The following is a 14690-nucleotide window of genomic DNA, read 5'->3' as shown; positions in this document are numbered from 1 at the left end:
GACCAATTTGGACCTGCCTGGAATGCGCTAACACATCAGGATCTTGCGCCGTGTTTCGGACGGATGCTCCAGGAGATCCCGATCACACTCAAGAGCAGGACAGCAGGCAGGACCGCCAAAGGGCTCCCCGCCGCGATGAGTGCTGTGCCAGCCGCACACGCAATGGATGCCGCTGCTTCCAAGAGCGTCGACGTCTTCGAGGCGACCTGCCGACGTCGGAAGGTAGAGCGATTGGCTTGCGCTCTAAACCAGAGTTGAACCAGCACTGCAGATGCTGCTGCGATCATTGCGCCTGCGGCGGTAATCACGGCACCCCGGATTGATATGAGTGCCAGACCCAAGGTAATCGGCAGCACAATTGCTGTGATGAGGATCAGGACCGCCACCACTTTCGCCCACAGGCGTGTAAACGCAGAGATGGGGGCCGTTGCAATCAGGTCTGGTGCATCCTCACCGGAGATCGTCAGCCAGGCAAGACCGCCGGCTAGCTGACCAATCGCCATGACAACAACGGGGGCGACTATCGCGGAAATCTCGGTTTTCTCGCCAAAGCTGACCCAGAGCATGACGGCCGGCGGGATGAGATAGAGAACCTGCATCAATGACTGGGAAACCAGCCAGGGATCGCGGGCGATGAGCTTGAGTTCCTTAAAAACGAGCGCTCCGAGCGGCGAATGACTGCGAAAAGTCCATTCAGAGGCGCGTCCTCGCCGGGTCTTTTCCGTAACGCCAAGTGCCAACACGACAATGCTGCGAAACTGAACCGCGCCGCGCCAGGCCCCCACCGCAAAAAACACGGCAGAAACTGCGAGGAACAGAAAGACGGCACTGGTCTGGCCGGCCACCGTGTGGGCGAGGAACCACCATGCCGAACCTTCACCTGGTGCATGCTTTGCCAGGAAATCCGGATCGAAGAGCGTGAACCGGGACATCGATCCGAAGGACAGGATCGCAACCACTTGCATCCCGATCAGGAACGCCGCGCCCACGACCGCAGCCAGAATTTGCGCGTAGAAGCGCGTTCGCTGTGCGCCAACCGTTCGGAACAACGCAAGCGTGATCAGCACCCCTGCTCCGGTGGCGTTCAACGAGACCGCCAGGAGAACAATATATCCCGCCAGCCAGTGCGCGCCGCCAAGCACCACCGCAACGTTGAGAAATGGCGAAATCACCAGCGCCGACATCGCCCAGCTTGTCACAGCCATCATGACAATGCGCACCAGAAACAGGTCGCGGGAGGGCGCAGGGGAAGACAGGATCAGGTCGAGGTCATCACGGGAATAGAACGCACGCGTTACAGACTCCATTGCCTGTGACAGCATCATCGTGAAGCTGAGCAGGACCGTGACCGAAAGCACTGCCTGCACGGTCTGATCGAGCACAAGACCCGCGGCAAATCGGGGGGAAAGCACGGCGTAGGCGATCAGGTGCATGACAGCGTAGAAGATGATCATGCCGATCAGGGCGCGCGACAGGCTCGTGTTGCGCCAGCCTGAAAATAACCACGCCCAGTCGCGCCAGGCAAGCCGCAGCTCATGCCGTGAGAAACGTATCAGGGCGGAAGGCGCCGCTATCGCTCTCATGCCACTTTCTCATCCAGGATATTGGCTGTGCCCGCATGTGTATCGCCGTCGACGTTGCCGCCCACGATTTCCAGGAAAATATCCTCCAGAGAGTTGCCGACGGCGTTCGCCCGTTCTCCTCGCAGCTCTTCCAGCGTTCCTTCGGCAACCAGCTGTCCGCGAGCGATAATGCCGATCCGGTCAGCCATGCGCTCCGCAACTTCGAGGATATGCGTTGTCATGATGATCGATACGCCCTGCGCGACAAGCCCGGATAGAACCCTCTTCACCTGCCGGGCAGAGCCTGCGTCAAGTCCCGTGAGCGGTTCATCGAGAATGATCAAACGCGGTTCGTGGATCAAGGCACCGGCAAGCGCCACCTTCTGGCGCATCCCTTTCGAAAATCCGCCGCAGCGGTCATTGGCGTGAGAGGCAAGCCCAAAGGATTCCAGAAGAGTATCGGCCTTGAACCTTGCAAGGTCCGGCTGCATGCTCCAAAGGCCTGCCACGAACTCAAGATATTCGAGCGGGGTCAGCTTGTCATAGACCATGGGTTCGTCCGGCACCCAGGCCAGGACCTGTTTGGCGGCGATCGGGTCCGCAAAGGCGTCGATGCCGCAGACCCTGACCATGCCCGCATCGGCCTGGAGCAAACCCGCCACCATCCGCAGCGTGGTGGTTTTGCCTGCACCGTTCGGGCCCAGCAAGGCATAGAATTCGCCACTGCGCACCTTCAACGAGAGATCGTCGACGGCAGGTTCACTGAAGCGCTTGTGAAGATTGAGAATTTCGAGAGCGGCGGCACTGGAAGACGGCATCTGTTTCTCGTCTCTGGAAGATTTTGTCCAGTTTACCGATGGGTCCTTTCGTTAACGTAAAACCCGGTCATTTGTCGCCGTTTGAAGCACGTTGAGCGAAAAAGGGTTGGAAGACAGGTTCGCTTACTTCGCCCAACGCCCCCTACCCCCGGCCTGGTTGAAAACGATCCGCGCTCGTTCGGGAAGCCTCGCCAGAAGCCCCCACAATCTGCCCCGAAAGCCCTTCTTCACTGAGCTCGGACGGGCCCGATAAGCGGTGTCTTTACAGGCTTTGCGACACCGAAGAACACAACGATGGTGTGAGCCGAGAAGTGCGTCGACACCGCCTCGGGAGGGTTCTCGCTGAACCCCGCATTCGTATCGTTCCAGCCGTTGCCGACCCACGTATTGCCTGCAGGGTCAATCGCGATGGGGGCGACGGTGTGCAAACCGCCGATATACCCCTCGGTGGGCGTGATCGGGTCGCCGGTCTTCAGTCCTGCCGGGCAGGTTTCGGTGCGCACACCGCAAAGCTGAGTAACGGACTGGCTGGTGGAACTCGCCACCCAGACATTGTCATTACCGTCGATGGCGACGCCCCAAGGACCCGTAATGGCGCCGTTGGCGTTGAAAGGACCGTGGACCGTACCGTCGGGGGAGATCATGGAGATATCACCACCGGGGTATTTGCTGACGATGCCCCACAGGTCGATCCATGCATGGGCCGCAATGTCGTCGGCAGACATTGTCCCTTCCCGTGCCTCGAGCCGCGACTCGAGCTTCTGCTTGACGAGGGCCAGTTTCTCCCCTGTCCCTGGATGCCCGACAAGGTTGCCGACCCAGGCATTGCCCTGGCTGTCGATGGCAATGGCATGCGGGCTGAAGCCGACCTTGAACTCTTCCGCCTTGGATGGATTGTCCGCCGGAAACCGGGTCACCGTGTCGGAGCCGCTGTTGGTGATCCAGATCCTGTCCTTCTGGTCAATGGCGATACCGAAGGGCAACTTGACCTGCAACGTGCCATCTGCGGGTTTGCCGTACACGGTCTGGCCCAGGAGGCGTCCTCTGGACGGGTCGCCGCCGGGAATGTGGACAATTTGGCTGTTGGCATTGTCCAGCGCCCAGACATCACCGTCGGGTGCGACGAGGACGCCCTGCATCTGCCCGAGCTTGCCATCAAAATTGTAGCCGCCTTCAGGTGACAGCGGCTCGCCAGTCTTGCGGTCCAGCACGGAAATCGTGCTGCCGATCAGATTTGTGAGCCAGACCTTGTCATCGGCGGAAAAGGCGACGCCCCATCCGGGGCTGTCGAGACCGCCGCCTTGAAAGCCTGTGATTGCAGGTGACAGAGGTTTGCCATTCGGTGCGAATTTCCCGCTGCCGGCTCCGAATTGCTGGAAGATCGTGGTCTGGGACCCGACCAGCCAATTGTTGTTGGTCCAGAAATTACCCTCAACATCAATGGCGGCGCCGCCCACGGCAAAAAAGCCGCCGCCTGAATAGACCAGCGACACGTCTCGGTAGCGTTTGCCTTCCGGCACGGGATAGAAAGTGTCCAGCAGCCCGAAAAGCTTGTCCGCATTGTGCCAGGGGTAGCGCGCGATGTTCTGCGCCGCCTGGAGCGTATCTGTCGGCGCTGCGCCGCCAGGCGGCGTGGCAGCCTCGAACAGCTTGTCACAGGCGTCCGAAATGGCTGTCACACAGGCCGACAGCAGCAGACCCAATGTGTTGAACTTGGCCAGTGTCGTGGTCACCGGAGCATTCAGCGGATCCACGATAACCAGTCCAAGGCCGCCCGTTTCAGGATCGACAAGGTTCGGCACGTTGCCTGCGGCAATCTTCAGCCCAAGAGCGTTGCCACTCAGTGAGCTACCATCCAGAAATTGTGCGGCTGTCCAGGCAGAAGCCACCGTGGTCAGTTCGTTGATCGTCACCCGTTGCGGTGGCTCTACCCCCAGTGTGGCCATCAATCTGGTTGCCGGATTGTCGCCTTTGCCGGCTGCAGACTTTGCTTCTCCGCCCGCCGCCAAAAGATAGAGAACACCAGCTTCCCCGGTCCTTTCAGGAACCGCAAGGTCATAGCTGCCATCGTCTTTGGTCTTGGTCGCGACAAGCTTTTGAGGGGCGCCCGGACCTGCCAGCCAGAGGGTCACTTCAGCTCCGGAGACCGGACTGCGGCCGACTTCAACCTGTCCTGAAATATTGTCCCCGGCATACGCTGGCAGGGACAGAAGAGCCGCAGCAAGGGTCAGGGCAGCACGATTTACCAAGCGCAACATTGGGAACGACCTTTCAAGACAGAATAGAAATCATCCAAGCGGCTCGACCCATTGATGCCGAGTTCGAAATTTCGATATTCCGCAGCGTAATCACCCCCCGATTTCTTGCAAGGAAAAGCTGCCGCCAGGGCTATCTGCTCTCAACCTCCCTGCTTTGGTTTTCAAGGGTTTGTCTCAGAATAAGCAAGCCCATGCCTTCTCTCTTTCGACAAAGAGGCAACGCAACGCCAAGACTGCGCTCGAAGCTGAACAATGGGCGCTATGTTCGCCAGGACTGGCCAACGTCAAACCCCAGGCAGAGCATCTGAATAATGCCCATCTAATGCCGCACGATGGGTGTCCAGGCGGGTGATCGTGGTTGACGAGCACACGGAATCTCTGTCAGTCCCGGGGGAAGGAGAAAAATCATGAAAGCAATGCTGTTCGAAACATTCGGTCCCGCTGCCGATGTTCTTCAATCTCGCGAAATGGACAAGCCCACGCCCGGACCCGGCCAGGTGCTGGTGAAGGTCGAAACGAGCGGGGTCAATCCATCCGACACCAAGAAACGCCTTGGCTCGTTTCCGGACCTTCTCGACAAGGGTTACGTCATCCCGCACAGCGACGGCGCCGGCATAATCGAAGCCGTTGGTGACGGCGTTTCCACGGCCCGTGTCGGAGAACGGGTCTGGATCTACAACGCCCAGTTCGAGCGCCGGTTCGGCACGGCAGCTGAGTATGTCGCTGTCGACAGCAATCACGCCCCTTCCCTGCCCGAAGCCGCTGATTTCGAGACCGGTGCCTGTCTCGGCATTCCAGTCATGACGGCGCATCGGTGCGTTTTTGCAGATGGTGATGTCAGGGATCAAACCGTTCTGGTCACTGGAGGTGCGGGCCGCGTCGGCCATTATGCGATACAGTGGGCGGCCCTTGCCGGCGCGCGCGTCATCGCCACGGCCAGCAACGAAGAAGACGAAGCTGCCTGCCGGGACGCGGGTGCCGAGATTGTTATCAACCATCGGAATGACGACTGGCCGCAGCAACTGCTCTCCACGACAGGTGGTACCAGGGTCGACCGAGTGATCGATGTCGAATTCGGGGCTAATCTGGAAAAGGTGCTCGATGTCATTCGCACCAGTGGCGTGATCGCGACCTACTCATCTTCCGCCGACATGCAGCCCAAACTGCCGTTCTACCGGATGATGTACATGGACCTGACCATACACCTGGTCATTGTCTATGCCATGCCGGACAGTGCCAAGAAACAGGCCATCGACGATATCGATGCTGCGCTTTCGGCAAACAAATTGAAGCACCGCATCGCGAAAGTGTTTCCGCTTTCAGCCTGCGCCGAGGCGCATGCACTGATCGAAAGCGGCAAAACCCGTGGCTGCGTGGTGCTTCGCTGCCAGGAAAGCTGACCTGTTCCGCGCGGCAACGTGCCGGGCGATCAAAAAAGCACCACTTTCCACGATACATTGGCAAGGCCGCTTCCCGGCCTTGCCAAATGCCGCCCGATTGCCCGAGACAAAAGAGGTGTTCCTTGAACCACAGGATCTTGTGCACGGATGCGATCAGGCCTTTGTGCGGCGAGAAATAGCGACGCATTCGGGACTGCTGGCCGTTGAGCAGCTCCGCAGGTATGGCCAACCTGATTTCTCTGGGGTTCTGGGTGTATCCCGGACCGGCGCTTGCGCACCACAACGTGTCCGCCTGGTGGACACCCTCTTGTTTCCAGTACCTGGATCCCAGCACCGGTCCCTATAGTTCGACCGTTGCGTTTGGGAGGAACGCGGCGCCGCAGCCACAAAGCCCGGTTTTTACCGGCACTTCGACCTCCGTCCTTAGTCACAACGAGAAACGGATGTCATGCACAGCCACTCTTTGACGACGATTGTCTCCAACAGTTTTCTGGCAGCCGCCGGCATCTGCTTTCTGTTCGGCACTGCCGTCACGGTCAGCGATGTCGTCTTGCGCGCAACTGCCGGGACGAATGTTCCAGGCGCCATCGAGTTGACGTCGCTTTCCATTGGCCTTGGTGCGCTTCTGTCCATGCCGGTCTGCTACGCCAGACAGGGACACGTCAGCGCAAAACTGCTCTCCGAGTTGGCACCGGCACGCTTCGCCCGGCCTTTTGGCCTGCTGGGAAGTATCGTGTCGCTCGGCTTCGCCGGACTGATCCTCTGGGCTGTGGGCCAGAACGCCCTTGCCAAGGCAGGGTCCCCGGAAACCACAGCAGATCTCGGCTTTCCGATCCCAGTCGCCCTGACCATCGTGACGCTCGCCCTTCTTGCAGCCTTCTTCGCCGCAATTGCCGGCGTCTGGTTTGTCGTTCGTAACGAGAAGGCTTGATAATGGACGGTCTTCTGCTCGGCGGGCTGGGCTTCGGCGCCGCCATCATCATGATTTTTCTCGAGATTCCGGTCGCCGTCGCCCTTGGCCTCGTCGGTCTTCTGGGCGCCGCGATGATCATCGGTTTCGCCGGCACCATGACGATAGGCGCGACCACGGTCTGGGACAGCGTGACCAACTACACGCTGACCATGCTGCCGCTGTTCGTCCTGATGGGCAATCTGGCGGCGCACAGCGGCTTGTCGGCCAAGCTCTACCAGTCCATGTCGGTGCTGTTCGGTCATCGCCGGGGCGGACTGGCGCTCGCGACCATAGGCGCCTCTGCCGGTTTCGGCATGATCTCGGGCTCGTCTCTCGCCACCACCGCCACCATCGGCCGCATCGCCATGCCCCAGATGCGGCAAGCGGGCTATTCGAAATCGCTTTCGGCGGGGGCAGTCGCAGCTGGTGGCACGCTCGGCATCCTGATCCCTCCGTCGACGGTTCTGGTGATATATGCATTCATCGCCGAACAGTCGATCCGCGAGCTCCTGCTTGCAACGACCGGTCCCATCTTTCTGGCGATCCTTCTCTATTGTCTGGCAATCTGGGTTCCGATCTGGGCCGGCTGGTCGACAGCGCCCCGGCACGAACGGGCCAACCGCGCCGAACGCCGGGCAGCGCTCCGGGAGCTGCTGCCACCGCTGGCGATCTTCGGCCTGATCATGGGCGGCCTCTACAGCGGCGTCTTCACGGCCAACGAAACGGCGGCCATCGGCGCAGCCCTGGTTCTGGCCTACGGGTTCCTGTCGCGCAGATTGTCGCCGAGCGGATTTCTCGAGGCCGTCAGAGATACGGCACTGACCTGCGGCGCACTGTATCTGGTCATGATCGGGGCCAATCTGTTCAACTTCTTCCTCGCGCTGTCAGGTCTGCCGTTTGCATTGAGCGGCATGTTCTCAGGCATCATCGATCAGCCGCTCCTCGTCATTCTTCTGATGCTGGCGATCTACCTTGTGCTCGGGACGCTCATGGACAGTCTCGCCATGCTGCTTCTCACGGTGCCGCTCTTTGTTCCGGTCGCACAGGCAGCCGGGATCGATCTCGTCTGGTTCGGCATATTCGCGGTGATGGTGGTGGAAATGGGTCTCATCACACCACCGGTCGGCATGAACCTGTTCGTCCTCAAGACCGTGTCCCCCGACATCCGGTTGACAGAGCTCTGGAAAGGCGCGGCGCCTTTCGTCACTGCCGATTTCATCCGCGTTGCCATCATCATTGCCGTTCCGGCGATCGTGCTCTGGCTGCCACTCAACGCCAAGTGACTTCATAGGGAGGATTTCATGTTCAAAAAACTGCTCAAAACCACGGCCATCGCGCTCTTCTGCGCATCGTCGCTGACCGCAACATTCGCGCAAGCCCGCGAGATGCGCGTCTCGTCGTTCGAACCGGCGCAGGGCTTCTATTCCGCCAAGATCCTTCAGCCCTGGATCGACAAGGTCAACGCCAAGCTTTCCGACGGTACGGCATTCAAGCTGTACCCCGGTTCGATCCTGGGCGCTCCGCCCGCACAGGCAGATCTGTTGAAAGCAGGTGTCGCGGATGTGGCGCTGGTGGTGCCGACCTATACACCCGGCGTCTTTCCACTGACAGGCGTCGTTGAGGTGCCCGGCATTGTCAGCAATAGCGCGGTGGGAGCGGATATTCTCAATTCGCTGCTCGAGGACGGCAGCCTCGCCGGGGAATATGCGGACTATAAGGTCATCGCGCTGTTCACAACGCCTGCGTACCGCTTTTTCATGGCGAGTGGACCAGTCAGTGACCCCGCTCAGCTTTCCGGGCTCAAGCTGCGCTCTCCGTCGAAGTTCGGCTCCGAGCTCTTCGATATGGTGGGTGCCGCTGGTGTCGGCCTTCCCGCGCCTCAGGTCTACGAAGGTCTGGAACGTGGTGTGGTCTCAGGCGCCGTCTGGGTGATGGATGCCTACCGCACCTTCCGCCTCAACGAGGTTGCTCCGAACATCACCACCACCGGCTTCATCGCCTCGCCCATGGCAATCCTGATGAACAAGACCACCTATGACAGCCTGTCCGACGCCGACAAGGCCGTTGTCGACGAGATGTCGGGCCGTACAACAGCGGAATGGATTGCCTCGGTCGTCGATACGACAGATGCCGAGATCGAAAAGAGCTTCCGGGAGAACGGCGACGTCAATTTCGTCGATCTGGACGATGCGGGCCTGGCCGCCTGGGACGAGGCATTCTCGGGCGCGGCACAAGCCTGGGTCAACGGTCAACCGGATGCGGATACCGCTGCAGCAACGCTCGAGCGTGCGAAGGAAATCGCCGGAGAATGAGCCGGCCCGTGTCATCCTCGCCAATGCGGCAGGAATGACCGGTCTCGTTCATCCAGCGGACGGACAGGTGGCCCACTGCCTGTCCGTCCAACGGACGGCACTCAATCTCGCCTGGGTGCGGACCGTCCGCGGCACCTAAACTGTGTCATCGCTAATTCAACAGGAAAACGACCATGGCAATCAATGCACTGGGCTATCTCGGTGTGCGCTCCGACAGGCTGGATGACTGGAGCGACTTTGCCGGCAAGCTGCTCGGAATGCAGACGATCGACCGCGGCAACAAGGCGCTCGCCTTTCGCATGGACGACCGGATGCAACGCCTGCTCGTGTCGGACGAAGACGGCGACACCCTCGCCTTCATGGGCTGGGAGGTCGAGAATGCGGACGACCTTCAGACCTATGCCGGCCGGCTTGAACGGTCGGGCGTCAGGGTGACCCTCGGCTCAAAAGCGCTGTGCGACCGGCGTTTTGTCGAAAACCTGATCGCTTTCGAAGATCCGATGGGCAACCGCATCGAACTGTTTCACAACCCGATGATCGCATCGGACCCTTTCCGTCCGGGGCGGCCGATAGACGGCTTTATGACAGGCCCCCTTGGAATGGGGCACGCCGTGCTGCACGTGAAGAACATCGACGTCATGCTGCCTTTCTACCGGGACCTACTGGACTTCCAGGTCTCGGACTACGGCCTTCAGCCTTACGGGCTCTACTTCTTCCATGTGAACGAACGCCATCATTCCTTCGCAATGGTCGGATCGGGACAGGCCGGTTTTCATCACTTCATGGTCGAGTTCCAGAACCTTGATGACGTCGGTCAGGGGTACGACCTTGCCCAACTGGACGAGGGCCGCGTCGCCTACACGCTCGGCCGGCACACCAACGACTACATGACCTCCTTCTACGCCAACTCGCCATCGGGCTTTTTCGTGGAAAACGGCTGGGGCGGCCGGTTGATCGACCCCGCCACCTGGGAACCGCACGAGACCCACGACGGGCCAAGCTTCTGGGGTCACGAGCGCCTCTATCTGACCGAGGAAGGCGGGCGCAAACGTCTGCGCGACATGCGCCTTGAAGCCGCACAGGCCGGCCGCCGCTCGCCACCCGTTGTGGAGTGCCCGTGGCTTTACGGCGAACTTGCAAAACAGGGGAAATAACCATGGAGCATTTCGATGTCGCCATTGTCGGCTATGGGCCGGCAGGGGCAACGCTCGCTCATCTTCTCGGCGCATGCGGGCTGAAAACGCTCGTTCTCGAACGGGAAACCGCACACTATCACCTGCCGCGTGCGGTGCATTTCGATGCCGAGGTGATGCGCGTCTTCCAGTGGATCGGTATTGCCGAAGAGATGGAAGAAAAGACCCATCCCCATCCGGGCATGCGCTTTGTCGACCCGCATGGCAAACTGCTGCTCGACTGGCCACGGCCACAGGGCGAGGGACCACAGGGCTGGCGGGCGAACTACCGCTTCCACCAGCCGGACCTCGAAGAACTCCTGCGCGACCATATGGCCCGGCGTCAGAGCGTCGTGGTGCGCAGCCGCTGCGAGGTGTTCCACGTAGAGGACAAGGGCGAGCGGGTCGAGCTGCGCTACGAGGACATGAGCTGCGGCAGCATCGAACGGATTTCGGCGCAATATGTCGTCGGCTGCGACGGAGCGCGCTCTCTCATCCGCCGCTATATCGAAAGCGGCATGGAGGACTTTGGTTTTCATGAACGCTGGCTCGTCGTCGATGTGATCCTGAAGACCGAAAAACCGGAACTTGGTGATCATTCGATCCAGTATTGCCGGCCCGAAAGACCGGCGACTTACGTGCGCACGCCGGGAAAGCGCCGCCGCTGGGAAATTACCGTGCGCCCCGAAGAAGACAGCGCGCAGATCACGAAACCGGAAAACGTCTGGGCGCTTTTGTCCGACTGGATCACACCGGACGAAGCAGATCTCGAACGCACCGCGGTCTATGTCTTCCACTCCCTCGTTGCGAAAGACTGGCGCAAGGGCCGGCTTCTGCTGGCTGGTGACGCCTGCCATCAGACGCCACCCTTCATGGGCCAGGGAATGTGCGCAGGCACGCGCGATGTTGCCAATCTCTTCTGGAAGCTTGCGCTCGTCTGCAAGGGCAAGGTCACGGGCGGCGACGCCGAACGACTGCTGGACAGCTACGAGAGCGAACGAAAGCCGAATGCCCGCGAATACATCCAGACGGCCGTGCGTCTAGGCGGCTTGATCAACACTGCCGGAACGCAAGAAGCGCTCCGGGCCGCCCTGCCCGCGCGTGACGGGTCTGCCCGCATGGAAAGCATTGCCCCTCCTCTTGGCCAGGGCCTTGGGCAGGGTGACAAGGCAGGCCGCCTCTTCGGTCAGCCGCGTCTTAACGATGGAAGACTGATGGATGCTGTTTATCCGTATCAGTTCGTCGTGGTCGCCGAGGCCGGGCTTGCCGACGGCCTCACCCTGCCGGACGGTGTCGCTCTTGTGACAAGCGAAACCTCGAACGCCGCCGAACATCTCGCGCGCCTTGGTGCACGGGCCACCGTATTGCGGCCCGACCGACACACACTGGGCGCCGCCGACACCAAAGAAGACCTCGAAGCGCTTTTGGCGCTCGTCCTTCCCAACCCCATTGAAACTCAGCAACCGGAAATGGCCTGACACCATGAAATTCTGTTCTTTCACCAAGGACGGCACGTCCTCCTACGGCCTGGTCACCGACAAGGGTCTCGTCGACCTCGGCCGGCGCTTTGCCGAAAAGTCCCTGCGCGCATTTCTCGCCACAGGCGACATGGCACAAGTTGCCGAACTCGCCTCGGCAAACCCGGACTTCGACCTTCAGGACGTGTCGCTGGATCCCGTCATCCCGAACCCGGACAAGATCATCTGCGTCGGGTTGAACTATCATGCGCACATCACGGAAACGGGCCGTGACGAGACCCCAAACCCGGTGCTGTTCGCACGCTACTCCGGCTCCCAGATCGGACACGGAGCACCGCTGATCAAACCGCTGGAATCCGACATGTTCGATTATGAGGGTGAGGTTGCCGTGATCATCGGCAAGGAGGGCCGGCGTATTTCCGAAGAGGACGCTCTCAGCTACGTTGCTGGCTATTCCTGCTACAACGACGGTTCGGTGCGCGACTGGCAGAAGCATACGCACCAGTTCATGCCCGGCAAGACCTTTGCCGGTACCGGTGGCTTCGGTCCGTGGATGGTAACGTCCGATGAGATTCCCAATCCGTCAATACTGCACCTGCAGACCCGGCTCAATGGCGAAGTGGTCCAGGATACGGACGTCTCGTTGCTGGTCACCTCCATTCCCCGTCTCATTGCCTATTGCTCGACCATCCTGCCGCTTCTCCCTGGTGACGTCATTGTGTCGGGCACGCCGGGGGGTGTTGGCGCCAGGCGGTCGCCCCCCCTTTTCATGAAGGACGGCGACGTCTGCGAGGTCGAAGTGTCCGGCATCGGTGTTCTGTCGAACCCGGTGAAGGCGGAAGTCTGACTTTTTCCCGAGCCCGGCCTGTGCAATGTTCCAGCCATGCTCAGTGAACCGGCCTCGTCCCAAAAAACATCCGGGCCCGTGCGCGCACTCGCGCGCGGGCTTGCCATCCTGCGGTACGTGAACAAGGTGGGCGAAGCGCGCCCGGGCGAGGTGGCGAAGGCACTTGGTCTGCCGCGTCCGACGGTCTACAGGCTTTTGGAGACGCTGGAAGAACTTGGCTATGTCGCGTTTTCCGCAACGTCCAATTACGTCCGGGTAACACGTTTTGCCGCTGCGCTCGGTGACGGCTACGCGCTCACCACGGAAATCACGCAGGCGGCCGGCCCAATCTTCAGCGAATATTCCAGACAGGTTGTCTGGCCGCTCGACCTCACCGTCTACAACAATGCTGCAATGGTCATCCAGGAAACGACACATGGCCGGTCGCCACTGTCGATCGACCGCGGCATGACGGGCTATCGCTTGCCGGTGCTGCGAACCTCCACCGGGCGAGCATATATTTCCTTCTGTCCTGAGGAGGAGCGCGCGCTGATCCTGGATCATCTGCGCCGTCTCGGCGATGAGAAGGATGCCCCGTTTCTGGAGAAACGCTGGCTTTCAAGGCTGCTCGAAGAGACCCGAAATCGCGGGATTGCCATAAGAGACAGCGGCGAATTTCGCCAGGAAACCGCTTCCATTGCCGTACCGATCCGCTCGGCCGGCGCTGTTCTTGGCTGCGTCTCGCTCATCTGGATCCGAAGCGCGATGAGCACCCCGGAGGCGCTTGAAAAGTTCGGGCCGCTGGTTCTTGAAATTGCCGAAAAGATTGCTGAGGCGCTGCGCGACTAATCCATGAGCTGTGATTAAGGCGCCGGGCAGGATAGGCGCATTCAAACCCGCGAAGACCCTCTCCAAAACAGGTCATTAAAACCGTCGACCGGACCAGCTGCTCAAGCCGGTCCGGTCGGATTGGTCAGGAAATGCCTGAAAGATTATTGTTCAAGGATAAACCGGCGGCCGATTTCCTGCAGCGGCCGGGCGTTCATCTGGTAGATGTCCTGAAATTTCTTGATTTCGGCATCGGAAACCTTCAGCGGCTCTTTCATGATCGTCCAGACGACCGTCTGTGAGCAGGGAGGAGTCGTGAGCGAACCCTCGTAGCGGAAGAAGCTGTCTTTTTTGCCCAGCAGAGACGCCGGGTCTTCCTTGCCGATTTCAGCGGAACCGCCTTCCTTTGCGGGCGCGGCATCCATGACCGCATCGAACAGGGTGTTATCCCCGCCCCCTTCGATCATCGCGCCGATAACGGCGAATTCACCGTCGTCCGCAACATTCACGAAGTGGACTTCCATCGGAAACCGCTTGCCGTCGATTGCATGCTCCGAAGGCGTGTGGAAATGGAATTGCGCGAGCTTATAGTCTTTCCCGTCAAGAACCATGTAGCCTGCATCGTCCGAGTTTGCCTGGATGCTGTGTCCGTTGTTGACGACGGTCCAATCGGCATCCTTGTTCCAATGAAATTCGATATCAGCCGGATCTGCCTTGATTGCATGGGTAAGGTCCACCGGGGACTGTTCCATCCCGGCTTCACAGGCTTCGAATTTCTCAGAAAGGTCGCCCCAATGCGTCGGGCCGGTCGCACCCTCATACGACCAGTGGTGAGGCGCCGCAGCCATAGCAGACGAGGTGATAGCGATGGCGGCTACAGCCGTCACGAGAAAGCGAATTTTCATGAGTTACTCCATTTCACCCAGCGCGGCATCCACCGTCGCGCCTTCTGGGTGACCAATGACTTAGGTATTTTTCCTACGGAGCGGTAATTAAATATATGTAATGAAACTATTGGGTGTAATCTCTGAACGTCCTCCCTTTACGGGTAAACATGAAGTATTTGTACCGTGAGCGTGAGATT

12 protein-coding genes are annotated in these 14690 nt (G+C 60.0%); 8 read left to right on the top strand and 4 right to left on the bottom strand.

Translation table 11 applies throughout. From position 1 onward, the window contains the following. Positions 1-35: 35 nt before the first annotated feature. The 3 genes from FMN63_RS11035 to FMN63_RS11025 all read right to left on the bottom strand — a co-directional run bounded on the left by FMN63_RS11035 (position 36) and on the right by FMN63_RS11025 (position 4638). Positions 36-1583, bottom strand: a complete 1548-nt coding sequence (locus tag FMN63_RS11035) for a permease (RefSeq protein ID WP_148584021.1) — start codon at positions 1581-1583, stop codon at positions 36-38. Continuing rightward, positions 1580-2380 (bottom strand): ABC transporter ATP-binding protein, encoded by an 801-nt coding sequence (locus tag FMN63_RS11030; RefSeq protein WP_148584020.1) that lies wholly within the window; start codon positions 2378-2380, stop codon positions 1580-1582. The genes FMN63_RS11035 and FMN63_RS11030 overlap by 4 nt, the downstream gene beginning before the upstream one ends. A gap of 227 nt (positions 2381-2607) precedes the next feature. Further along, positions 2608-4638: a Vgb family protein gene (locus FMN63_RS11025; RefSeq protein ID WP_148584019.1), complete on the bottom strand. Its 2031-nt coding sequence runs from the start codon at positions 4636-4638 to the stop codon at positions 2608-2610. 407 nt (positions 4639-5045) lie between these two features. On the opposite strand from FMN63_RS11025, the gene FMN63_RS11020 reads away from it, so the two are divergent. The 8 genes from FMN63_RS11020 (at position 5046) to FMN63_RS10985 (ending at position 13627) form a co-directional block, all read left to right on the top strand. Further along, positions 5046-6038, top strand: a complete 993-nt coding sequence (locus FMN63_RS11020; RefSeq protein WP_148584018.1) for an NADPH:quinone reductase — start codon at positions 5046-5048, stop codon at positions 6036-6038. A gap of 448 nt (positions 6039-6486) precedes the next feature. After that, positions 6487-6969 (top strand): TRAP transporter small permease, encoded by a 483-nt coding sequence (locus FMN63_RS11015; RefSeq protein ID WP_148584017.1) that lies wholly within the window; start codon positions 6487-6489, stop codon positions 6967-6969. A gap of 2 nt (positions 6970-6971) precedes the next feature. Further along, positions 6972-8273: a TRAP transporter large permease gene (locus FMN63_RS11010; RefSeq protein WP_148584016.1), complete on the top strand. Its 1302-nt coding sequence runs from the start codon at positions 6972-6974 to the stop codon at positions 8271-8273. A gap of 18 nt (positions 8274-8291) precedes the next feature. Beyond that, the gene (locus FMN63_RS11005; protein WP_148584015.1) at positions 8292-9302 is read left to right on the top strand and encodes a TRAP transporter substrate-binding protein; all 1011 of its coding nucleotides are present in this window, start codon (positions 8292-8294) and stop codon (positions 9300-9302) included. A 173-nt stretch (positions 9303-9475) separates the two neighbouring features. After that, entirely contained in the window at positions 9476-10456 is a 981-nt protein-coding gene (locus tag FMN63_RS11000; protein WP_148584014.1) for a VOC family protein, read from the top strand. Positions 10457-10458: 2 nt separating this feature from the next. Beyond that, positions 10459-11952: a bifunctional 3-(3-hydroxy-phenyl)propionate/3-hydroxycinnamic acid hydroxylase MhpA gene (gene mhpA, locus FMN63_RS10995; RefSeq protein WP_148584013.1), complete on the top strand. Its 1494-nt coding sequence runs from the start codon at positions 10459-10461 to the stop codon at positions 11950-11952. Between the two features lie 4 nt (positions 11953-11956). Further along, positions 11957-12799, top strand: coding sequence for a fumarylacetoacetate hydrolase family protein (locus FMN63_RS10990; protein WP_148584012.1), 843 nt, complete (start codon positions 11957-11959; stop codon positions 12797-12799). A gap of 36 nt (positions 12800-12835) precedes the next feature. Then, positions 12836-13627 carry a DNA-binding transcriptional regulator gene (locus FMN63_RS10985; protein WP_148584011.1) on the top strand — a complete coding sequence of 264 codons (792 nt, stop codon included), beginning with the start codon at positions 12836-12838 and terminating at the stop codon, positions 13625-13627. Between the two features lie 143 nt (positions 13628-13770). Here the strand turns inward: FMN63_RS10985 and FMN63_RS10980 are convergent, their stop codons facing one another. After that, a complete protein-coding gene (locus FMN63_RS10980) occupies positions 13771-14511 on the bottom strand; it encodes a carbonic anhydrase (RefSeq protein WP_148584010.1) in 741 nt (246 codons plus the stop codon). Positions 14512-14690 lie beyond the last annotated feature (179 nt).

The sequence above is a fragment of the Stappia sp. BW2 genome (assembly GCF_008107695.1).
GTDB lineage: Bacteria > Pseudomonadota > Alphaproteobacteria > Rhizobiales > Stappiaceae > Roseibium.
This window is presented reverse-complemented; position numbering and strand designations above follow the sequence as displayed.